Raw genomic sequence first — 22,087 nt, forward strand, 5'->3', positions numbered from 1 at the left:
ACTGCCGTGATTGAAACCTGGCGCCCCGCCGGCAAGGACCCGATGCGCTTCCTGGGCGGCTACCCGCCCGGCGTGCTGGAGCAGGTGCGCGAGCTGATCGCCGCCGGCCGGCTCGGGGACCATATCGCCCGGCGCTACCCCGGGCGCCATACCGTGCAGACCGACCGCGCGCTGTACGAGTACACCACGGATATCAAGCAGGAATACCTGCGCAGCGCGCCGCCGCTGCACAAGGTCGGCTTCGATGCGCGCCTCGATTCGGCCCAGCGTGCGCTGGGCCTGCACACCGCGATCTCGCGCGTGCAGGGCGGCAAGCTCAAGGCCAAGAAGGAAATCCGCGTGGCGTCGCTGTTCAAGGAAGCGCCGCCGGAATTCCTGCGCATGATCGTCGTGCACGAGCTCTCCCACCTGAAGGAGAGCGATCACGACAAGGCCTTCTACCGGCTCTGTGAACACATGGAGCCGCGCTACCACCAGCTGGAGTTCGACACCCGCCTGTGGCTGGCGTGGCGCGAACTAGACAAGGCGGGGACGGCGCCCGCCTCCGCCCCGGCAATTACTCAGTCGCAGGCGTAGCGCGAGCTGCCGTCCAGGTTGGCCGGCATCACCAGCGTGCGCAGGTTCGCTGCCCTGGCCGCGGCACACAGCGCATTGCGCTGGGACACGGTCTTGTACCTCGACTTGTACTCGATGTTGAAGACCGCCTTGCCCTGGCCGGTGAACGCCGAATAGGCGCCGCACTCCTGGTACTGGAAACACTGCTCGTTGACGGCGAAATCAAAGTCCGCCGCCAGCTGCCCGACCTGGTCGATATCGTTTTTCAGGCCGATGGCAAGGCCGCGCGCATGCGCCTCGGTCGCCAGGAAGCGGTTGTAGTCCAGCTGCGTGTCGGCCGTCAGTGGCAGACCCGTGCTGTTGGTATAGCCGTCGACATTGTCCGCATCCACGCCATCGCAGCGCTTGGACATGGCCAGGTTCATGCGCGCCTGCATGATCCGGCGCACGTTGGCCGAGCGCGTATCCACCCAGCGCTCGCCGGCCCAGCCCGACAGCGGGCTGCCCAGATCGCTCGCGGTGAACTGGCTGTAGTCCGGACGCCAGTCTTCCGCGCTGCCGGCCGAGAAATAGCAGACCACGCGCTGGCCCTTGGCGTGCAGCGCGTCGATGGTGGCCTGCGGCGTGTCGAACAGGTCGAAGTTGTACATCGCGACCGGGTAGCTGGTATTGAGCTTGCCGGTGAGCTGGATCTGCCAGGTGTCGGTGATCGCGGGCATCCAGCGCGTGGTTGTGCTGGTGACAGTGGTAGCCGTGGTGCCGTACTTTGTGGCTTCCGTTGCCGTTGCTGCGGCCGGCGACGCCATCTCCGTCGCGTCTCCGTCACCGCCGCAGCCGCCCAGCGCCATTGACAGCGCAACAGACAGCATGGCCCCCGCCATGGCTGCATATTTGCCGTGCATGATTTCCCCCTTCCCCGTGATAAACCCCGTTCAAAGCAATCGGCCCGAGTTCTCCCTGCCCCGCGCCGGCTGGCCTGCCACCGCGGTTTATGCAATGTAGCGGATTCGTACCATGGTTGGAATGCACGTGCGCCCGCTGTTCGTGCGGCGCAACACATGGGCTGATGGATTTCCATCCCGCCGACGCCTAGGGATCGGAAGCCGCGCAAAGCAAATTCGTGTTTATCGGCTGGCACCGATAAGCTGCGCTTGCAGACGCTGCTGAAGGTCTGCCTGCCCGTGGCCCAGGCAGTCTGACTGTCCTGACAGCAGCGGGGGCTGACTTCCCGTCAGCCCCCGCTGCTGCCCGGCTCAGTTGTCCACGTAGCCATGGGCTACGATGATCGGACGTGTTCGACTGGCGCCGGCACGCGCTTGCGCAGCAAATACTTTTGCGTACCCTCCATGACGCAAACGTCGTTCTGGTTTCGCACCTCCGACCGCATCGCCAGCACGCCGGTCGTACGACCGGGAACCAGCTCGGTGACGGTGAGGCGGCAGTACAACGTATCTCCGACATAGACAGGCGCGAGGAAGCGGCTGCTCTGCTCGATAAAGCCTTTCAGGGACTCCTCGACCATATGGGGGAACAGGCCTGCCCCCGCGGCAGTCTGTATCACGACCTGGAAGCCGTGTGCCAGCATGTGCGGCATGCCGTGAGCACGGCAGTACTCAACGTCGTAGTGAACCGGATGATTGTCCCCGCTTGCCAGCTGGAACGCCGCGAACAGCGCGTCGGTCATGGTGCGGGACGGCAGATTGAAGTGCTCTCCGAGTTCGAAATCCTCAAAGTAGCGTTGCGGGCAAAGTTGATAGGCGTTCATGGCTACTCCGTGTTCCTGATAGTTGGTTCCGGCGCTGGCCTGCGCGGGTTTCGCTCAGTCGGCTTTCATATTCGTGGCGACGGCCACCCGCTTCCACTTCTCCAGTTCCGCCCGCAGGAATTTGTCGAGCCCAGCTGGTGTAGGCTGGGTCTCCAGCTGCAATCCGAGTTCGAAGGCTTTGCTTTGCAGGGCGGGATCGCTGAGTGCATCGCCAAGGGTCGAGACCAGCTTCTGGACAACTGCCGACGGTGTTCGGGCTGGCACGAATACCGCATTCCAGGTGTACGCCTCATAGCCTGACACGGCTTCCGCAATCGCCGGCGTCTCCTTGGTCTGCGGCAGGCGTTTTTCCATCGACGTTCCCAGCAATCGCACCGCTCCTGCCCGCACCTGCGCGAGCCCTGTCGGTGCGCTGTCGATCATGAATTCGACATGGCCACCGATCAGATCGGCCATGGCAGGCGCGCTCCCCCGATACGGGACATGGACCGCTTTCGTTCCTGCCGTGTAGTTCAGCAGTTCCCCGGCGAGATGCGGGGCACTGCCAACTCCGGCTGAGCCATAGTTGACCTGACCGGGACGCGACTTCAGATAAGCGATGAATTCCGGCAGTGTCTTCGCCGGAACGCCCTTGTTCACGACCAGCACCAGGGGCGCACGAGCCGCCAGCCCGACTGGCGCAAAGTCCTCGATCGTGCGATACGGCAGGCTGGCGTGAATGCTTGGGTTCACGGCATGCGCGACAGTGGTCAGCAGCAAGGTGTAACCGTCCGGTGCGGCCTTCGCGGCGACCTCGGTGCCAACTATCGTGCCGGCCCCCGACTTGTTCTCGACGACCATCGAGGTGTTCAGCTTGCGGCCCCAGCTTGCAGCCAGCGATCGGGCGAACGTGTCCGTCGGCCCGCCAGCGGCATACGGAACGATAAGTCGAACAGGCCGCACAGGGTAGTCTGTCTGCGCCACTGACGGGGACGCGCAGGCCAGGAGTGTCGCGGCGCTGCCCAGCGCGCTGGCGATCTTGCGCAAGAGTATGGTCATGTTGGTCTCCGATTTTTTTTGCGTAGCACAGCGGTAGCTGCGGTGACGAGCCGAAATATAGAATCGGACCCTACAAGGACACCAGTCGAAAGCTCCTGGGGTGTCGTTAGAATTCTTCTAAACACCCCCGGGAACGGTCGGCCAACGGAGACAAGCGTGCGTTTCGAACTCACCGATCTGCGAGTATTCCTCGCCATTGCGCAGGCCAAGAGCGTGACGGCAGGAGCGTCGGATATGCATTTGACGGCTCCATCGGCCAGCTACCGTCTCAAGAACCTCGAACAGGCGATGGGCGTCCCGTTGTTCAACAGGACGCAGAAGGGCATGGCCCTGACGTCGGCGGGCGAGACCGTACAGCACTATGCCGAGGCGATCATGGAGAACGTCGAACGCTTGCAGCTGGAGATGCGGCGCCATACCGACGGTATTGAAGGGCATATCCGCGTCTACGCGAACAGCAGCACCATGGCCAGCCTGCCCGCGGCGCTTAGCAGGTTCCTGGCGGCGTACCCGAATGTCAATGTCGACCTGGAGGAGCACCTCAGCGAGGACAGCGTGCGGGCCGTGATCGAGGACCGTGCCGACGTCGGACTGGTGGCCGGCGCGATCGACATGCGGGGCCTGGAGTTCATTCGATATGGCGTCGATGAGCTGATGTTCGTGGTGCCGGCACGCCACCCGTCAGGGTTGCTCGACAAGATGTCCCTTGCACAGGCGTTGGCGTACGACCTGGTATCCGTCGGCAGCAAGAGCAGTAATTTCCTCTTCCTCAATGACATGGCCGCGCGTGCCGGCATCAAGCCACGCGTTCGCGTGCATGCCCCCGACTTTGCCGCGGCCATGCGTTGCGTACAGGAAGGCGCCGGTATCTCGCTCGTGCCACGTTCCGTAGCGGGTCCCCTGATTGAGCAAGGGGTGGTGGAAGGGGTCACCCTGGATGAGCCATGGGCCCAGCGCGAGCAGCGGATAGTCGTGCGGAGCCAGAAGGCGCTCCCGGCCTATACGCGGGACTTTATCCGGTATGTCGCGGAATGGGGTGCGCCGGACGCTGCGCAGTAAGGGCAGGCATGCGGCCAGTTTCGAAGACTTCGAAGCCGCCTTAGGAATTCTCGACTGTTCGGGGGAAGAGGACCGTTCCTATACTTTGTCGTCCGGCCCGCGTGCCGCCAGGTCCTTCACTCCCCCTCCATGAAACCCAGCCTACGCCCCCTTGATGGCACCACCGTTCTGGCGCTTGAGCACGCTGTAGCGGCGCCCTTTGCCAGCCGCCAGCTCGCCGATCTTGGCGCCCGCGTCATCAAGGTGGAACGCCCGGTCGTCGGCGATTTCGCCCGCGACTATGACCATTCGGTCCACGGCCAGTCGTCTTTCTTTGTCTGGGCAAATCGCGGCAAGGAAAGCCTCACGCTGGATCTCAAGAAGCCCGAGGCCAAGGCGATCGTGCACAAGCTGCTCGCCGAAGCGGACGTGTTCATCCAGAACCTGGCGCCGGGAGCCGCCCAACGCATGGGACTGGACTTCGAGTCATTGCATGCTGACTATCCTGAGCTGATCGTCTGCGATATCTCAGGGTATGGTGACAGCGGGCCATACCGCGACAAGAAGGCCTATGACCTGTTGATCCAGGCCGCTGCGGGCCTGATCTCGGTAAGCGGTACGGAAGCTGCGCCGTCGCGCACCGGCATTTCCATCGCGGACATTGCCGCTGGCATGTACGCCTATACCGGCATCCTGTCCGCCTTGCTGCAACGCGCACGGACTGGCACCGGCCTCCGGGTTGAAGTCACCATGCTCGAGGCGTTGAGCGAATGGATGTCATATCCCCTGAACTTCGCTCACTATGGCGGCACGCCGCCGGCACGCAACGGCGTTGCGCATCCGGGTATCGCCCCCTATGGCCAGTACCAGACCGGCGATGGGGCCAGCGTCATCTTCGGGCTGCAAAACGAACGGGAATGGCAGCGCTTCTGCACTGAGGTGCTGGAGGACCCGGCGCTGGCGGCGGATGCCCGCTTCAACTCCAATCTCCAACGCGTCGCCAATCGCGCGGCGTTGGACCGGGAGATCGCCAGTCATCTCCGCTCCATGACCCGGGAGCAACTGGTCAAGCGGCTCGATCGTGGGGGCATTGCCAACTCGCCCCTGAACGACATGCATGATGTGTGGCAGCACGCGCAATTCGCCGCACGCAATCGCTGGCGGGAAGTCCAGACGCCGGGTGGCGCCATCCAGGCACTTCTGCCGCCGGCTACGCTGTCGGGCGTACCGGCTTCCATGGGGAATGTGCCGGCAGTCGGCGAGCACTCTGCTTCTGTCCTGAAGTCACTCGGCATGAGCGAGGCAGAGATCGAAGCCCTGGCGGCCGCGGGCACGATCTGAGAGCTGAAGGTCTGCCTGCTGGTGGCGCCGGCAGCCTGAGGGTTCTGGGCAACGGAGGGCTGGATCTGGAGAAACTGCGCTGGGAGGCGCGGGAGGCATTGGCAATGCTGGTGGATTGAGGGAGGGTTTCGGCGTTTGGCTATTTGCTGGCGGGCGGAGGTCGGGCAGGATGCGGCGTCCGTGTGGGAATGCGAAGTGTCCTATCGAGTCGAGCGCCGTGACGCGGGAGACTGGGGCTGTCATCGAACAACGGTGACCGAGTGTGGAAACTCGAATGCCAAAGCCGGACCGGTCGTACTTGACGATCGGTCCCGCCCATACGAGCAAGCCATCCTGCCATGGCGGGCCGGGCGAGGTAGCCGCAAGGCTGACCGGCATTGGCTTTGGCACCGGTTTTCCACCCTCGCCGTCAGGCCCGCCGCCCTCCTCTTATGTCGCGCGGCGGACCTTCATCCAACGGTAGGAGGTCCTATGTCGGAAATTGATCTATCCACGGCGCGGTACAGTATTGAGACGGTGGCAGCAGGTATGGAAGGGGTGCTTGTGCTGCTGGAACAGCATAGCGAGCAGTCGGAGGCCTGCTTTAGTGCGTTTTGTTTGTTGGGGTTGGTGAAGGCGCAGCTGGAGAGTGTGTTGGCAGATGAGTTGCCTGCGTATTAACAGGTACGGCTTCCCGGCAAAGGCATGGATGACTGTGACGTCGGGAAGCCACTTGGGAAAAGACGGCGGCTCACGATCAGGCGTCCCAAGGGTTCAGGATGCTGACGCCAGTTGCCATGAAGTCGGCGACATTTCGTGTAACGACGGTCATACCGTGCACGATTGCTGTGGCGGCAATCAACGCATCCCGCTCCGATTGCCGGTCTGGTACGTGCAGCCGAGCGCAACGCAGGGCCACGGCGGTATCAATGGGCAAAACGCGGCCTGCGAATTCGGGCAATACATGGTGGTCCAGCCACGCCCGCAGCAGCGCGCCCTGGCGGGCATCCCGCCGCTCGATTTGCAAGACACCGGTTTCCAGTTCCATGATGGTGACGGCCGACACAAAGAGCCAAGCTGCATCAACGCTGGCAGACCACGCTGCAACGTTTGCATCAGCCTTATCGGCTCGGACCTTGCGCAGTTCGGAAACGACATTGGTATCGAGCACGAACATCATGTGAGATCAGCGGGGCGGAATTTGATGTTGGCACGTGGCGGATTGAACTCGATGTCCTCAACGCCGGGCATCGCGAGTGCGTCTGCAATATTGCGACGCTGCTGGGTGAGCCTCTGATATTCCTCGAAGCTCAACAGCACATGCGCCGGTTTGCCGCGGTCCGTGATGAAGACCGGACCGTCCTTCGTCGCCTTCTTGGCTCTTGTCACGTCCTGATTGAGTTCTCGGCTCGATAGGGTTGTGATCGTCATGATGGCACTCCCATCAACTTCAATGTAGTTACGTTACTACATTGAAAAGGGTGGCGCAACCCTGCTTTGCCAACATCACGAGGAGGTGCCCCGCCTACGTTGATGTGCCCGCGCTGAGCCGCAAGCCATGCGGAATTCCGATGCGTCAATTGACGACGCACCGGCGTCGTCAACGCGACTCAGCCTGTAACGTGGCTGGGGCAATCCACTTACTTCGCCGCAGCCTTCACCTGTTCCCCGGTATAGCTCAGCGACGCCAGCTCTTCCTTCGCCTTCTCCGGCGTTTCCAGCTCCAGCACCACGCGGCCCACCATCAGCCCCAGCGACGGGGAGCTGCGCACGTACTTCGTCTCGCCGGCATCCAGCATGAAGCTGAGCGTCTTCTCGGTTTCGGTCGAGGCCGCCGCGACATACTTGCCAGCCGTGCGGTCCACGAAGAAGAAACCGCCGGGCTTGGATTCGCCAACAACCTGGCTATTCAGGCGAATATCCGGCTGGATAGCCGCCCCGAACATCGACGCCGAACGCAGGAAATAAATCCGACCCTCGCCCGGCTTCAGCGTGGGCATCGATGCCGCCATCTCGGCGTGCTTCACGCCCGAAGCGCATCCCGCCAGCAGCGACGACACTGCCAGTCCGGCGATCAGCATGCGCGCAATCCGTTTCATTCCGATTCTCCCAAGTTCAAAGGTACTGCTGTCGTTAGCGGGGAGTAGTTCTGCTCCCCAGGCAGATAGAAGCCCACCAGCGTCTTGTTGCGAACGACCAGGTAGGCCTCGTGAACGTGGCGGCCCTCGATTGTGAGAATGGTGCCGACGGGGCGGTAGACATCGCCTTGCGGAAGGCGCCCGACCTGCGACCAGGTCGACCTGGCGGCGAGGTCTCGGGAATAGCCGGTGTCGAGCTTGACCTGGGCTGGCGCCAGAAGCTGAACGCGCTTGGCCGTGGCGGCTGGCTGCATGAGCTCCACCGTTGCCGGGGTGGTCGCGATCATTGGGGCGCAGGCGGAGAGTGCCAGGCTAAAGCCTGTGGCGAGCCACAGGCGGCGGGCGCGGAAAGAGAAGGAGGTCATGGCTGGATACCCTCGGGTGTATGGCTCGCAGCCTGTGTGGCTGCGCCCCACAGCAATTGCGCCAGGCGGCACGATGCGGCGCCATTGGCACTTTCCCTTGGCGCCGCCCAGGTTGTCTTCTGAGGCTAATTACGACACTGGGGCGGTCATCCTTAATACAACGCGGCACCCTACAGGAGGAGGGTGCCGCGGGAATTCTCCAGCAAGCTGACACAAATAGAGATCGTCTCCAGCCGAGTTTGGCCGCGGCTACGAAATTCCTCTCAATCCCCCTTGAAAGCCGACGCCTTGATCACCGGGGTCCACCGTGCCGAGAGCGCGCTCGCATACCTGGCAACCTCATCAGAAGTGCCGCCCGGCAAGATGTCATAGCCAGCGCGCGCGAGCTTCTCGCGCACGTCCGGCATGGCCAGCACCTTGCGCACGGCCTGATACCACTGCGTGGTCACGTCGGGCGGCGTGTTGGCGCGGACATAAAGCAGGTAGCGCGACGACGTCACCAGGTTGGGGAAACCAGACTCCGCAAAAGTAGGCACATCTGGCAAGGCATCGGCGCGCTTTTCCCCTGCCACGGCCAGCACGCGGAGCTTGCCGCCGCGATGCAGCTCGGTGAAGGTCGTGATGGCGTCCATTCCCGCGGCGACCTGGTTACCCATTATTTCCGTCACCATCGCCGCGCCACCGCGATACGGCACCAGCGTGCTGCCGGTGCGGGACTGGCTGACGAACTCCACGGCAAGGAAATGCAGCAGCGAGCCAACCGTGCTGATGCCGATCGAATAGTCGGCCGGCTTGGCCCTGGCGGCCTTGACGAAGTCGGCCAGTGTCTTGATGGGTGAGCTGGCGCTGACCGCGATACCGAACTGGACGCCCGTCACATCGGTGATCGCCGTGAAATCGGTGGCAGGGTTGAAGCGCATATTGCTGTAGATCAGCGGCCCGATGAACATCGGATCGACCGGTGCCAACAGCACGGTATTGCCGTCGGCCGGGGCGTTCTTCAGGAGTTCGGCCGCCACGCGCGTCCCGGCACCGGGCCGGTTGTCGACGATGACGGTGCGGCCCATTGTGTCTTTCAGCTTCTCGGACAGCAGGCGGCCCATGTAATCGGCCGGCCCTCCCGGCGGGAACGGCACGATGATGCGCGATACGGTCTGCCCCCATGCGGCCCTGGAGAGCAGGCCACCGGTACACAGGGCGGCGGCGGTGCCGGCCAGCATGGCGCGGCGGGAGAGCCGTGGGGCGTAAGCAGGTTTGCGATCGTTCATGGGAAGCTCCTGGGTCTAGATGCCGGTTTGCACGTCGGTGTAAGGGGTAAAGCGCGCCGCGTCTTCAATGGCCTGGCCGGCGCGCAGCAACAGGTCTTCCCGGAAGCGCCATGCCATCAGCTGCACGCCGACCGGCACGCCGCCGGCCATGCCCGTCGGCACGGACAGCCCCGGCATGCCGAGCATCGCCGTTGCCAGCATGGGGCTCTGTGCGTCCAGCAAGGCCCGGTTCTCTTCTGGCGTGCGGATATCCGCGTCTTGCACGCTCGGGCGTTGCCACGACACCGGCATCAGCACCAGCGGATACGTTTGCATGAACAGCGACCAGTTGCGTGCGATCGCCTGGCGTCGTGCCAGGGCATCGAGAAAGCCATCGCGATCGGTCTCCTGCATCCCGTCCAGCATGTTGCGCTGGCTTTGCCGCATGGCCTCGTCGCCATGCTGGTCAACGCCTGCGATGATGTTGCGGCGGCTGTCGTCGACCGTCAGCGTGCGCCACAGCGCTGCCGCTTCCAGGAAGTCAGGCAGGCTGGCTTCCTCGACGGCGTAGCCCGCTTGCTGCAACCATTGCGCGGCACTGTCCAGCGCTGCGCTGACCGCGGGGTCGACGGGAATGCCCGGACAACGCCGGAACAGCGCCACGCGTATCGGCCCCGGCGGCAGCGGCAGTTCCAGCGGCACCGGCACCCAGGCCGGGTCGCGCCCGTCATAACGGGCCATGGCGTGGTAGCCGAGCCGCAGGTCGGCAATGCTGCGCGCAAGCGGCCCCTGCACGGACATGAGCTGTGGCGTGATGCTGCGCTCGGCAGTGGCCGACGGGTTGTATGCGGGCACCCGCCCCGTCGTCGGCCGCAAGCCGGCGACACCGCAGGCATAGGCCGGATAGCGAATGGAGCCGCCGATGTCATTGCCATGCGCCAGCGCCCCCATGCCGGAAGCGACCGCGGACGCGGCACCGCCGCTGGAGCCGCCGGGGGTGATATCCGCATCCCACGGGTTCAGCGTGCGCCCGTGCAGGCCGTTGTCGGTAAACCAGCGCGAGGAATAGGTAGCCGTATTGCTGCGCCCGACGATGATGGCCCCGGCACTGCGCAAGTTCGCGACCACGGGGGCGTCCTCACGCGCGATGTTGTGCTTCAGCGGGATCACGCCGTTGGTGGTGGCATGGCCCGCCTGGTCGACATTGATCTTGATCGTGACCGGCACACCATGGAGCGGCCCCAGCTCTGCGCCCTCGGCAACCTGGCGGTCCGCGGCATCCGCACTGGCCAGTGCCTCTTCTGCCAGCACCTCCGGCAATGCATTCAGACGAGGGTTAAGGGCGTCGATGCGCGCCAGCACGCTGGCCGTGACCTCGCGGCAGGAAATCTCGCGCCGCCGCACGGCATCGGCAATATCGACAGCGCTCCAGCGCCAAAGCAATTCAGCAGGTTTCACGTCAAGGCTCCCAGGATTCAGGCAATAGGAATCCCACCCGCCGTGTCGGATGCGACGATGGCGGTTGGGTGTGCAGAAAAAAGGGGGGACGCTAGCGCGTCAGGGGATCAGTCGACCGGGCTCATCAGCAAGCTCCCACGGTCCACCCGGGATTCGGCCTCCAGGGCCAGGGATTCGGCATGCTCCATGTGCTCCTGCATCAGGGCACGCGCACGCTCCGGGTCGCGCGACCGGAAGGCTTCGATCAGCGCGTTGTGGCTGTGGAAGATCTCTTCATCAAAGTCGTCGAAATCATCCTGCGCATTACGGACCACGATAACGCGGCGAATGATGTCGTTGAGCAGGCGGCAGAACAACGCCAGCATCGGGCTGCTGCAGGCGTCGGCCAGGCGGTCGTGGAACAGCAGGTCGGCTTCGCGCCGCTCGTTCCAGTCCGTGCTGCCGCCATGTTCCGGGTGGCTCAGCCCGACCAGGGCTTCGAGATCGGCGATATCGGCATCGGTCAGGCGCAAGGCGGCGTTGGCGGCCAGTTCCGGCTCAACCGCGCGGCGCAGGGCGTACAGCGTGACGATGTCGACCGACTGGAAGTACAGGAAGTTGGACACTGCCTCCAGACATCGCTCATAAGGCGGCTGCGTCAGCGTGGCGCCGCCGTTCGGCCCCGTGCTGACCTTGATCAGCCCCTGTGCCTGCAGCGATGCAAGCGCCTCACGCACCGTCCCGCGTGCGACGCCCATCTGTTCGATCAACGCTGCTTCCTGCGGCAGCTTGTCTCCGACCTTCTGGTGCGTCTGCACTATCCAGCGCTTGATATCGTTGACCACCTGGTCCGAACGCTTCACGCGTCTGCTGCCCTCTATCTGAGGAGTGGGCTTGAAGTCCATCGCTTCGTATTTATGATCATAATTACTATGATTATGGTGAAGGGCTGGGCTTTTCCTATGCGGGTATTCCCGGCGGCAGGGCGAAAAGCTGATCAGGTCGCAACATGTCGGGGTCATGGAGGGGTCGGACCCGCCGACATTCGCGCTATCCGCGCGCGCACCGGCGAACGAAATCCGTCGATTCGGCCCATGGGCCTGGAGCGGCGCTTTACAGTGGCCTATACCTGAGGCAAGCCAACATCTTGATCATGAGGTATCCCATGCACCACGCCCTCCCGCCCAACGACGACCCCAACGCCATGGCCTACTGGCGCGCGCGCCGCATGGTGCGCGCCCTGCGCGGCTGGTATATCCACCTGCTGGTCTACGCTGTCGTCAATGGCTGGCTGTGGTTCCGCTTCTTCTACTTTCCCTCGCCGCGGTGGTCGCACTACGCCAGCACCGGCTGGCCGTGGCCGCTGACCACCACCCTGGCCTGGGGCCTGGCGCTGGCGGTGCATGGGTTGCTGGTCTGGACGCGGCTGTCGCGCCGCGGACGTGACTGGGAACAGCGCAAGATCCAGGAATTCATGGATCGCCAGTGAATCCCGCAGCCGGCGGCGCAGTGGCGCCGCCGGCCGCCCTACATCTGCCGGAACCGGTGCATGTAGGCGCGCGATACCGGCAGTTCGGCTTCGCTGTCGCGCATCCGGACAAAAAGCCGCCCAGCCTCATCGCGGCGCGTGCCGGCCACGTATTCCATGTTGACGATGGACGAGCGGTGGATCTGCCAGAACACCTCGGGATCGAGGCCGGCAATCAACTCCGCCAGCGGCGTGCGGATCAGGTGCTCGCCATCGCGGGTATGCACGACCACGTACTTGTCGTCGCTCTGGAAGTACATCACCTCCTGGATCGGCACGTGGCTGGTGGTGTTGCCGCGGCTGGCGCGTACCCAGCGCAACTGGCCGCCGCTTTCCGCGCGCGGCTGGGCGCGTGTGAGCTGGTTCAGTAGCTGTGCCAGTTCCGGCAAAGGCGCCGATTCCTGCAACGCCTTGCGCAGCCGCTCGATGGTGCGGCCGAGCCGTTCCTCGCTGACCGGCTTGACCAGGTAATCAACGGCCGCGCGCTCGAACGCATCGAGCACGAATTCGTCATAGGCCGTGACGAACACCAGCCGCGTATCGGTTTCAATCCCTTGCGCCACCTCCAGGCCGGACAGGCCGGGCATCTTGATGTCGAGGAAGGCTACGCTAGGCGACAACCGTGCGATGGCGTCGGCAGCTTCGATGCCGTTGGTCGCCTCGGCAACGATCTGCAGTTCCGGCCAAAGGCGTTCCAGCTTGCTGCGCAGGTATCCGCGCAGGTGCTCTTCGTCGTCGGCAATCAGGGCGGTGGGCGTCATGGGCGTCTCCGTTTCAGGATGCACGCGGCAGCGGGATTTCGATCAGCACGGCGGTGCCGGGCGAGCGTTCTTCAATCCGTACGTGGGCGTCGCCGTCATACAGCACAGCCAGCCGTTCACGCAGGTTCGAAAGCCCGACGCCGGCGCCGGCCGAGGGGCGAAAGCCCATGCCATCATCCTCGATGGTCGCCAGCATGCGCGGGCCGCGCCGCTCCAGCCGGACTAACAGCCGCCCGCCTTCGATCTTCGGCTCAAGCCCATGCTTGATCGCATTCTCGACCACGGGTTGCAGCAGCATCGGCGCCAGCGGCATCGATTCGAGTTCGGGGTCGACATCGACCGAGTAGTGCAGCCGGTCCCCCATGCGGATGCGGATCAGCGCCAGATAGTCGCGCAGCAGCTTCGCCTCCTGCGCCACGGTGCCTTGCGTGGCGCGGCTGGCTGCGAGCGATGCACGCAGGTAGGCGATGAAATGCTCCAGCATCAGCGTGGCCTTCTGCGGCGCGGGCTCGATCAGGCTGACCACGTTGGCCAGCGTGTTGAAGAGGAAGTGCGGTTCGATCTGGGCCTGCAGCAGGCGCATGCGGGCTTCGACCAGCTGCTTCTCCGTCGACAGCGTGCGCACCTGTTCCTGCGCCATGTATTCCGCGATCTTGCGTTCTTCCCACTGCCGCCCGAGCAGGCCGACGCGACCCCAGGTCATCACGCCGTGTATCGCCAGGCCAATGCCCCAGCCCATGAGCGGTCCGCCGGACCATGGGCGATGCGGCGATCCCACCAGATGGAAGCCGATCATCAATGCATTGACCGCCACGTAGACCATGGCGTGCATATAGAAGAAGCGCAGCGCGCGGACGCGGCGGCGGGCGTCTTCGTAGGCGCGCTGCTCGGGGGCGGATCGCCAGATGCGGGAGTCTGGGGTATGCACGGGCGGGTGGTGGGGGGCGGAGATAGCGGGAGGTTACCACTGCGATCCGGGCTCTGATATGGGGGTGGCGGGAATCGACGGAACGGCGGCGCGGATCGCCGGAAAGCAGGCGCAGACCGCTTGGCTGCCCCGCCGGAGCCGCCGGCTCGCCAACCAGAAAATCACCAAAACTACCGAAATAGCCACCGTTACCGTTTTGTGCCTACAATTACCCCATAAGAAACCTGCCTGACCACCGTCGCACCGGGTCCGCGACACAATCCGTGGTCAGCGCAGTTCCTGAACGGGCAATAAGAAGAGCAACAACGCATGGCCACGCTGATTCCCGCGCTGGGTTCGGTCACTTCGCGCATGACCAGTGGAGAGAGACGCTTCGCCGAGCGTCTGGAGACAAAGCTGGAGGACGACTACCTGTGCTGGTATGACGTCGCCATCGGCGAAAAGACCAGGCATCCGGATTTCATCGTCCTCCATCCCAGCCGGGGTCTGCTGGTGCTGGAGGTCAAGGACTGGCGGCTGGATACCATCCGGGAAATCGACCAGCGCGATGTCACGCTGCTGACGGATCGCGGGCTGGTGCGGGAGATGAATCCCCTCGAGCAAGCCCGGCAGTACATGTTCTATGTCACCAACCTGCTGCAGCGTGATCCGCAACTGGTCTGGCCCAGCGGCTCACTGAAAGGCAAGCCCTTCTTTCCCTATGGCTGCGGCGTCGTCCTGTCCAACATCACGCGTGCCCAGTTCGACAAGACCAACCTCGGGGACGTCCTGCCGCCGCACCTGGTGATCTGCCAGGACGAGATGTATGAGACGGTCGACGCAGAACACTTCCAGCAGCGCCTGTGGGAGATGTTCCCGGTCAAGTTCACCTTCAAGCTTTCCCTGCCGCAGATCGAGCGGATTCGCTGGCACCTGTTCCCGCAGATCCGCATGCCGGAGCAACGCGCGCTCTTTCCGGAGGATGCCGCTGAGCCGTTGGATATGCCTGACATCCTTCGCGTCATGGATCTCCAGCAGGAGCAGCTGGCACGCAGTCTCGGCGAAGGCCACCGGGTCATTCATGGCGTCGCCGGCTCTGGCAAGACGATGATCCTCGGCTACCGCGCTGAGCATCTGGCAAAGATCGTCACACGGCCGGTCCTCGTGCTTTGCTACAACAAGACCCTCGCCGCCAAGCTCGCGGCGACGATGATCGAGAAAGGCATCGAAGAGAAGGTCCACGTCTATAACTTCCACGCGTGGTGCTCGCGGCAGTTGGAGACTTACAACATTGACCGCCCCAAGGGCCGCCCCAGTGATGCGCTGTTTGAGGAAATGGTGAATCGGGTCATCCAGGGTGTGGACCGAAAAGCGATCCCGGCCGGCCAATACGACGCCGTACTGATCGATGAGGGGCATGACTTCCGGCCGGGGTGGTTCAAGCTGGTCGTGCAGATGGTGAATCCGGAGAGCAATTCCCTGTTGGTGCTCTACGACGATGCGCAGTCCATTTACGGCGGCGCCAGGAAGCGCGGGATGACCTTTGCCAGCGTGGGCATCCAGGCCCGGGGCCGTACGACCATCCTCAAGCTGAACTACCGCAATACGCAGGAGATACTGGCCGTCGCACGCAGCTTTGCGGATGAGTTGCTGCGGCCGACTGAGGCAGCCGAAGACGAAGCGCCTACCGTGCAACCTGTCGGTGCTGGCCGCCGCGGCAACAAGCCGCTGCTGATCGAATTGCCAAACGTAGAGGCGGAAGCTGAGCGCATTGCGCAGATCCTGACTGATGAGAACCGGGCTGGTACGCCCTGGTCAGAGATGGCGGTGCTCTATCGCCATTGGGACACTGTCGGACACGTCACCAGCGCGCTGACGCGCAAGGGCATTCCGTTCGAATGTCCCCAAATCACCAAGCGATTTACGCCCGGCGCGGACAGCGTCAAGGTGATCACCATGCATAGCAGCAAGGGGCTTGAGTTTCCGCTGGTGTGCATTCCGGCCACGGGGATGCCGCATAAGCATGATGAGGCGGATGAAGACGAAGCGCGGCTGATGTATGTGGCGATGACGCGGGCTACGCGGCAATTGGTGATGACGTTTGGGGACAGGTCGAGGCTGGCCGGGAAGCTGCGGGACGCGGTTGGGCGCCCGCAGCAGTAGCTTGTCACACAAGCGAGGCGTCTTCATGGGGTCACGCTCCAGCCCGCGATAGGGACTCACCTCGAGTCTGGGCTTGCCATGATCCGTGACAATGAGCGGATGACATAGCCCGGGTCGCAGTGGCCCTGCCCCGCTTGCTCTGCCTCCTGGCGCGAGGCGACTGTTCCCACAAAAGCAAAAAGGGGCCACGCAAAAATCGCGTACCCCCCTTGATTCTCTTGGTGCCGGCTGCAGGACTCGAACCCGCCACCTTCGCTCCCATACCGGCGGCGTGGCAGAACAACCGAGACTAGCCGATCCGGGACAAAGGTCAGAGAGCCGGAACCGAAGTGGCCGCGTCGCGGTAGACCTGCCGGCCTCCGACATAGGTGGCAACGGCATGGAGATTCTGGATGTCGACTTCAGGCACCGTCAGATAGTCTCCCGACAAGACCACGAAGTCGGCCAGCTTGCCCTTCTCGATCGAGCCCTTGGTATCGGCCTCGCCGTTCAGGTCGGCATAGTTGATGGTGAACATGCGCAGCACGTCGTTGCGTCCCACGCGCTCGTCCGGCCCATATACGCCGTCGGTAATCGTGTCGCGGGTAATGAAGTGATACATCGCCCAGAACGGATTGACCGGCATGTTTGCCGAATCGGTGCCGCCTACCAGCTGGAAGCCAAAATCCATGAAGGTCTTCACGGGTGTCACGTGTTCGGCCCGGTCGTGCCCCCAGTACCTGGACAGCACAGGTGCCGCAACGTAGAGGTGGGACTGCACGGACAGCCTGGCGCCCAGGGCACGCACGCGCTCTAGCTGCTCTTTGCGGACCACGAATGCATGCTCGATGGTCCAGCCCTTGACGGCGCCCGGGCTGGCCTTGTCGAGACTCTCCCACGCCGCCAGGACCTGGTCCAGTGCCGCATCGCCAACCACGTGCACGGCCACGCGGTACTTATTGCGGGCCAGCTCCGCGACAACATCCTGGTACGCCTGGCCGGAAACCAGCGGCAGCCCGTAGAACGTGCCGCCCTTGCCGAAGGGCTCGTTGTAAGGCTGGCTCATATAGCCGCCTTCAAACCCGCCATCGACCGAGGTCTTCGCACCCCAGATGCGCACCCATTCGTCGCCAGTGCCTGGCGGCAGCTGGGCCGAGCCAATAATGGCCTTGACCTGCTCTGCGGTGCTAACGGGCGCCATCGCGTTGAGTAGCAGCTGAAAACGCAGGCTCAGCTTGCCTGCAGCCTGAAGTTGCCGGATGACGGCATAGGCCGACGGCACGTCGGTGCCGGTGAACATGCCCGGCACACGCACGCTGGTCAGCCCCAGCGCATTGAGCTTGCGCTGCATTTCTTCCAGGGACGCGGCGTCAAACCTGGGCGGCGCGGGTAGCGTCATCAGCGAGCGCGCGTTATTGATCAGAACACCGGTCAACTGACCGTTGCTGTCTTTCTGGATAATGCCGCCCGCGGGCGACACTGTGCTCTCGGTGATATTCCAGTTGGCCAGCGCCGCGCTGTTGAGCATCGCCGTCAGGCCGCCGCGATGCAGCACCAGCGGATTGTTCGGCGCCACCGCATCCAGCTCGGCCCGGGTAGGCAGGCGGACCTCTTTCAGTTGGGCCTCATGCCAGTCGGAGTTGCTCTGCAGCAGTTCGCCCGGTGCATGACTGGCAACGGCATTGCGAATTGCAGCCAGGACATCTTCGATCCTGCGCGTGCGCGACAGGTCGACACCAGGGCCGCCGCCCGCGCCGTGCAGGTGGCCGTCGCTGAGACCAGGAACAATGGTGCGCCCGCCCATGTCGACGACACGCGTGGCCGGCCCGATATGCTTGCCCAATGCACTTGCCGTTCCGATCGCCAGGAATTTTCCGTCCTTGACGGCAAATCCCTGCTCAACGGCGTTGCCGGCATCGACGGTCAGGACTTTCGCGTTGGTGTAGACCGTGTCGGCGACGGGGTCGGATGAGCCCCCGCATCCTGCAAGCGGCAGCACGACGGCCGCAAGACCGAGCCAGGCTGACACGCCCCTGCTCCTGTTGATTCTCATTATTTGCTCCCTCATTTCTTTCTTGTTGGTGTGTGCAATTCCGGCGGCGCCATGGAACAGCCGGTACAAAGGGCCGTCCCGTGGGATAGCCCTTTGTTGGCTAATTTAGGTTACGATTATTTATATTTCAAATATTTCCGCGGCTAGTTGGACCGGGCTCGTGGCATCGCCTCGCTTGATGCGCGCTCAGGCCGCCGCTGTGGCGTAGCGGCTGGCGGCGACCGCTTCTGCTTCGTTCAGCGCATCCTGGAGCACGAAGTCGAAGCGCACATGGGTGAACGGGCCAGTCACTCCGAGCGAGGCATACTCGGTCGAGCGCTCCACCTTTTCCAGCGACACGATCAGGCCATCGCGAGTGGCGAAGGCGAAATCGTCGTCCAGGAAGGTGTCGCCCGGGATGTTAACTTGCGTGGTCAGCGCACGCTTTCCGCTGCCCGATACCAGGAAGTGGATGTGGGCCGGGCGGTTGCCGTGGCGCCCCAGCAGCGCAAACAGTTCCGACACCGGGCTGTCGGGCGGAATCGCATAGCCCGGCGGCAGGAAGCTGCGGAAGCGGTAGTTGCCATCGGCGTCCGTCTCGATGCGGCGGCGCAGGTTGTAGTCGGGCTGCGCCGGGTCGAAGTGCGAGTAGCGGCCCAGTTCGTTGCAATGCCAGACGTCGACGCTCGCGTGCGGCACCGGCTTGCCGTCCAGGTCCAGCACGCGGCCTTCCATCACCAGTACTTCACCCTTGCCCTCATTGCCTTCATCCAGGCGCACTTCGCGCTGGGCCGACGGCGCGCCTGCGACGTAGAGCGGGCCTTCAATGGCACGCGGCGTGCCTTGGGCGCGTGCGGCGGACTGGTCGGCCTCTTCTTCGAGGATATCGAGCAGGCGGTCGAAGCCAAGACCAGCTGTGACCAGGCCAACCATATCGGCCTGGCCCAGGCGCGTCAGCCATTGCATGGTCGACCAGAATTCATTCGGCGTGACCTGGAACGCCTCAATGGTGTGGAACAGATCGGCAACGATGCGCGCGGTGATGGCGCGCACGCGCTCATCGCCTGCGCTGACCTGGCTGGCGTTTACCAGCGCGAGGAGTTCAGAAGGGGTGTATTCGGCCATGATGAGTGGTCTCCTTAAGTGTTGGAATTTGCGGGACGTTGCGGAATATCGATCATCTCGCCGCTGGTCGTGGCCTTGCGCGGGTCAGCCGCGACCGAGGCCGAGCGTGCGTGCTGGATCATCAGCACAGCCAGCGCCGCTGCCATCCCGGGCACCGCGATGGCCATGAAGTTCTGCTCGAGCGGCAATCCCATGCCGACCAGCACCCCGATCACGATCGGTGCCAGGATGGCACCGCCACGGCCCATGCCCAGGGTCCAGCCGATGCCAGCGGCGCGGATGCCGATGGGGTAGAATTGCCCTGCATAGGCACAGCCGACGATCTGCGTGCCAATGGTGGAGGCGCCGGCGAGGCCGACCAGCAGGTACAGCCAGCCGGTCGGCATGGGATGGCCCAGCAGGGTGATCGACACCGCGGCCATCAGGTACATGCCGATCAGCACGTACTTGATATGCAGCTTGTCCGCCAGCCAGCCGCCGCCGATGGCCCCGATCATGCCGCCGAGGTTGAGCACCAGCACGAAGGTCAGCGCCGAGCCCAGGCTGTAGCCGGCGCTGGCCATCAGCTTGGCCAGCCAGGAGCTGAGCGCGTAGACCATGAACAGGCACATGAAGCACGACAGCCAGAACATCAGCGTGCTCAGGCCACGGCCTTGCTGGAACAGCTGGCGGAACGGCGCGCTCGCAGAACCGCTGGCGCCGGCGATTACGAAGCGGTCGTCGGCGCCCGGCCGGTAGGCCGGATCAATGCTGCCCGCCAGGCGCTTGAGTTCGTCGGTGCGGCCGCGCCGGATCAGGAACGGCACGGATTCCGGCATCGACTTCAGGACCAGCGGGATCAGCAGCAGCGGCAGGCCCGCGGCGATAAACACCGATTGCCAGCCGTAGCTCTCGATCAGACTCTTGCCCAGCATGGCCGCCAGCATGCCGCCAACCGAGTAGCCACTGAACATCAGCGTCACCATCGTGCTGCGCACGCGCTGCGGCGCATATTCGGTCATCTGCGCGATGACGTTTGGCATCACGCCGCCGATACCGATCCCGGCCAGGAAGCGCGCCGCACCGAACAGCAGCGGGTCCTTGCATAGCCCCGCGGCGGCGGTAAATACGCTGAACAGTGCGATGCAGGCCGCAATGGCCCGGCGCCGGCCGATCTTGTCGGCAATGGTGCCCAGCACAATGTTGCCGAACATCATGCCGAACAGCGCGGTGCTGACCAGGAACCCGGCCTGCGTCGGGCCGACCCCCATCTCCTTGATGATCGACGGCAGCGCGATGCCGGCCACGGCCAGGTCGTAGCCATCGAAGATGATAATCAGTGCGCACCAGATCAGCACGCGGTAGTGGAAGGCATTGAGCCTGGCCTCGCCGGCCATTCTCTGGATGTCGATTTGCCGCATGGTCTCCTCCGTTTCTCTATGTCTTGAATGCCGTCTTTGTGGCATTGGCTACGTGGTGCGGGCCACTAAAGCTTGGCCAGCGATATGCCTGGGTCGGCCAGGTCTTGCGGCCTGACCGGCGTGCGGTTCTCGATCAGGCGGCGCGCGAAGCGCAGCTCGCGCGCGGCATTGCCGCCCAGTGCGGCCGTTACGCATTCGCCTTCGAGGTAGAAGAAGACAAAGCTGCCGCTTGCCGGATCGCCGCGCGCCACCATCTGTTGGGATGGCTGTGGCACGCCGTAGATCTGCAGGTTCGTGCCGTGCTGGTCGGACCAGAACCACGGCAGCGGGTCGTAATGGACCTCGCGTCCGAGCGCGGACTTTGCCGCGGCAATGCCCTGCTCCTGCGCGTTCTGCCACGACTCGAGCCGCATGCGGCGCCCGGCCCAGCCATTGCGCGCGACCGCCACGTCGCCGGCAGCGAAGATGTCCGGATCGGACGTGCGGCACTGCGCGTCGACCAGCACGCCACCATCGCAATCCAGCCCCGCCGCACGCGCCAGTTCGTCGTTCGGTACGAGGCCAATGCCCACTACCGCTGCGTCGCAGGCAATCTCGCGGCCATTGGCCAGCACCATGCCGAGTCCGCCTGACGCGGTGGCTGCAATGCTCGCCACGCCGGTCTCGAGCAGCACCTCGGTGCCTCGGGCGGCATGCAGTTCGAGCAGGTGCGCGGACAGCGCTGCCGGTACGCTGCGCTCGCACAGCCTGCGCATGGCCTCGATCACCGTGACCTCGGCGCCGCGCTTGCGCGCGGTGGCTGCCACTTCCAGGCCGATCCAGCCCCCGCCCACCACCGCCACGCGCGCGCCGGGCCGCAACGCCGGGCCCAGGCGCTGCGCGTCGTCGATGGTGCGCAACGTGTGCACGCCGGGCAGGTCAGCCCCCGGCACGTCGAGCATGCGTGCGCGCCCGCCTGTGCAGAGGATCAACTTGTCGTAAGCGATCGCGTCGCCGCCGGCGAGCTGAACATGCCTGCCCGCGCGGTCGAGCCGCGCCACGCGCGCGCTCGCCAGCCATTCAACAGACATGGACGCCAGCGTCGCTGCGTCGAGCAGATGCACGCTTTCAGGCGCCGCCTCGCCAGCCAGCACCGCTTTGGAGAGCGGCGGGCGTTCATACGGCGGGTGAGCCTCGTCGCCGATCAGCACTACCCTGCCGTCGAAGCCCTCATTGCGCAGCGTGCGTGCGGCCCAGCCGCCGGCCTGGCCGGCGCCGATGATGACGATCGTCCTTGGATCCGTACTCAT

At 64.2% G+C, this 22,087-nt stretch carries 22 protein-coding genes; 6 read left to right on the forward strand and 16 right to left on the reverse strand.

Going from position 1 to position 22,087, the window contains the following annotated elements; all coding sequences use genetic code 11:
- Window positions 1-42 precede the first annotated feature (42 nt).
- The gene (locus tag AC07UK_RS20255; RefSeq protein WP_436223119.1) at window positions 43-576 is read left to right on the forward strand and encodes a YgjP-like metallopeptidase domain-containing protein; all 534 of its coding nucleotides are present in this window, start codon (window positions 43-45) and stop codon (window positions 574-576) included.
- Here AC07UK_RS20255 and AC07UK_RS20260 read toward each other — a convergent pair.
- The 3 genes from AC07UK_RS20260 to AC07UK_RS20270 form a co-directional block, all read right to left on the reverse strand.
- Window positions 561-1,457, reverse strand: coding sequence for an endo alpha-1,4 polygalactosaminidase (locus AC07UK_RS20260; RefSeq protein ID WP_436222760.1), 897 nt, complete (start codon window positions 1,455-1,457; stop codon window positions 561-563). The two genes, AC07UK_RS20255 and AC07UK_RS20260, sit on opposite strands and share 16 nt — an antisense overlap.
- Window positions 1,458-1,831: 374 nt before the next feature.
- Window positions 1,832-2,320 carry a MaoC family dehydratase gene (locus AC07UK_RS20265; RefSeq protein ID WP_436222761.1) on the reverse strand — a complete coding sequence of 163 codons (489 nt, stop codon included), beginning with the start codon at window positions 2,318-2,320 and terminating at the stop codon, window positions 1,832-1,834.
- A 54-nt stretch (window positions 2,321-2,374) separates the two neighbouring features.
- Window positions 2,375-3,358, reverse strand: a complete 984-nt coding sequence (locus AC07UK_RS20270) for a tripartite tricarboxylate transporter substrate binding protein (protein ID WP_494687213.1) — start codon at window positions 3,356-3,358, stop codon at window positions 2,375-2,377.
- A gap of 156 nt (window positions 3,359-3,514) precedes the next feature.
- Between AC07UK_RS20270 and AC07UK_RS20275 the strand changes: the two genes are divergently transcribed.
- The 3 genes from AC07UK_RS20275 to AC07UK_RS20285 all read left to right on the forward strand — a co-directional run bounded on the left by AC07UK_RS20275 (window position 3,515) and on the right by AC07UK_RS20285 (window position 6,397).
- Window positions 3,515-4,417 (forward strand): LysR family transcriptional regulator, encoded by a 903-nt coding sequence (locus tag AC07UK_RS20275; protein WP_494687212.1) that lies wholly within the window; start codon window positions 3,515-3,517, stop codon window positions 4,415-4,417.
- A 129-nt stretch (window positions 4,418-4,546) separates the two neighbouring features.
- A complete protein-coding gene (locus AC07UK_RS20280; protein ID WP_494687211.1) occupies window positions 4,547-5,737 on the forward strand; it encodes a CaiB/BaiF CoA transferase family protein in 1,191 nt (396 codons plus the stop codon).
- A 471-nt stretch (window positions 5,738-6,208) separates the two neighbouring features.
- Window positions 6,209-6,397 carry a hypothetical protein gene (locus AC07UK_RS20285; RefSeq protein ID WP_494687210.1) on the forward strand — a complete coding sequence of 63 codons (189 nt, stop codon included), beginning with the start codon at window positions 6,209-6,211 and terminating at the stop codon, window positions 6,395-6,397.
- A gap of 76 nt (window positions 6,398-6,473) precedes the next feature.
- On the opposite strand, the gene AC07UK_RS20290 is transcribed toward AC07UK_RS20285, so the two are convergent.
- From AC07UK_RS20290 to AC07UK_RS20320, 7 genes are all read right to left on the reverse strand, one after another.
- On the reverse strand, window positions 6,474-6,896 hold the full coding sequence (locus AC07UK_RS20290) for a type II toxin-antitoxin system VapC family toxin (protein WP_494687209.1): 423 nt from the start codon (window positions 6,894-6,896) through the stop codon (window positions 6,474-6,476).
- Window positions 6,893-7,147: a type II toxin-antitoxin system Phd/YefM family antitoxin gene (locus tag AC07UK_RS20295; protein WP_078198072.1), complete on the reverse strand. Its 255-nt coding sequence runs from the start codon at window positions 7,145-7,147 to the stop codon at window positions 6,893-6,895. Before AC07UK_RS20295 ends, AC07UK_RS20290 begins: the two co-directional genes overlap by 4 nt.
- 209 nt (window positions 7,148-7,356) lie before the next feature.
- Window positions 7,357-7,815, reverse strand: coding sequence for a DUF2846 domain-containing protein (locus AC07UK_RS20300; RefSeq protein ID WP_436222765.1), 459 nt, complete (start codon window positions 7,813-7,815; stop codon window positions 7,357-7,359).
- The gene (locus tag AC07UK_RS20305) at window positions 7,812-8,219 is read right to left on the reverse strand and encodes a hypothetical protein (RefSeq protein WP_436222766.1); all 408 of its coding nucleotides are present in this window, start codon (window positions 8,217-8,219) and stop codon (window positions 7,812-7,814) included. Before AC07UK_RS20305 ends, AC07UK_RS20300 begins: the two co-directional genes overlap by 4 nt.
- Window positions 8,220-8,482: 263 nt before the next feature.
- The gene (locus tag AC07UK_RS20310; protein WP_494687208.1) at window positions 8,483-9,487 is read right to left on the reverse strand and encodes a Bug family tripartite tricarboxylate transporter substrate binding protein; all 1,005 of its coding nucleotides are present in this window, start codon (window positions 9,485-9,487) and stop codon (window positions 8,483-8,485) included.
- Window positions 9,488-9,502: 15 nt separating this feature from the next.
- A complete protein-coding gene (locus AC07UK_RS20315; protein ID WP_494687207.1) occupies window positions 9,503-10,924 on the reverse strand; it encodes an amidase family protein in 1,422 nt (473 codons plus the stop codon).
- Between the two features lie 107 nt (window positions 10,925-11,031).
- Entirely contained in the window at window positions 11,032-11,766 is a 735-nt protein-coding gene (locus AC07UK_RS20320) for a FadR/GntR family transcriptional regulator (RefSeq protein ID WP_436222769.1), read from the reverse strand.
- A gap of 302 nt (window positions 11,767-12,068) precedes the next feature.
- Between AC07UK_RS20320 and AC07UK_RS20325 the strand changes: the two genes are divergently transcribed.
- Window positions 12,069-12,392, forward strand: coding sequence for a 2TM domain-containing protein (locus AC07UK_RS20325; protein WP_013958161.1), 324 nt, complete (start codon window positions 12,069-12,071; stop codon window positions 12,390-12,392).
- Window positions 12,393-12,430: 38 nt separating this feature from the next.
- Here AC07UK_RS20325 and AC07UK_RS20330 read toward each other — a convergent pair whose 3' ends face one another.
- Both AC07UK_RS20330 and AC07UK_RS20335 read right to left on the reverse strand, forming a co-directional pair.
- Window positions 12,431-13,192 (reverse strand): LytR/AlgR family response regulator transcription factor, encoded by a 762-nt coding sequence (locus tag AC07UK_RS20330; protein ID WP_494687206.1) that lies wholly within the window; start codon window positions 13,190-13,192, stop codon window positions 12,431-12,433.
- A gap of 13 nt (window positions 13,193-13,205) precedes the next feature.
- A complete protein-coding gene (locus tag AC07UK_RS20335; protein ID WP_494687205.1) occupies window positions 13,206-14,120 on the reverse strand; it encodes a sensor histidine kinase in 915 nt (304 codons plus the stop codon).
- Between the two features lie 309 nt (window positions 14,121-14,429).
- Between AC07UK_RS20335 and AC07UK_RS20340 the strand changes: the two genes are divergently transcribed.
- Complete coding sequence (locus tag AC07UK_RS20340) at window positions 14,430-16,262, forward strand: DEAD/DEAH box helicase (RefSeq protein WP_494687204.1); 1,833 nt, start codon at window positions 14,430-14,432, stop codon at window positions 16,260-16,262.
- 310 nt (window positions 16,263-16,572) lie between these two features.
- Here AC07UK_RS20340 and AC07UK_RS20345 read toward each other — a convergent pair whose 3' ends face one another.
- From AC07UK_RS20345 to AC07UK_RS20360, 4 genes are all read right to left on the reverse strand, one after another.
- Window positions 16,573-18,270: an amidohydrolase gene (locus tag AC07UK_RS20345; protein WP_494687203.1), complete on the reverse strand. Its 1,698-nt coding sequence runs from the start codon at window positions 18,268-18,270 to the stop codon at window positions 16,573-16,575.
- 210 nt (window positions 18,271-18,480) lie between these two features.
- On the reverse strand, window positions 18,481-19,398 hold the full coding sequence (locus AC07UK_RS20350; RefSeq protein WP_494687202.1) for a dioxygenase family protein: 918 nt from the start codon (window positions 19,396-19,398) through the stop codon (window positions 18,481-18,483).
- Between the two features lie 14 nt (window positions 19,399-19,412).
- On the reverse strand, window positions 19,413-20,798 hold the full coding sequence (locus tag AC07UK_RS20355) for an MFS transporter (RefSeq protein ID WP_494687201.1): 1,386 nt from the start codon (window positions 20,796-20,798) through the stop codon (window positions 19,413-19,415).
- Between the two features lie 65 nt (window positions 20,799-20,863).
- The gene (locus AC07UK_RS20360; protein ID WP_494687200.1) at window positions 20,864-22,087 is read right to left on the reverse strand and encodes an NAD(P)/FAD-dependent oxidoreductase; all 1,224 of its coding nucleotides are present in this window, start codon (window positions 22,085-22,087) and stop codon (window positions 20,864-20,866) included.

Source organism: Cupriavidus sp. GW821-FHT07C08, assembly GCF_059419025.1.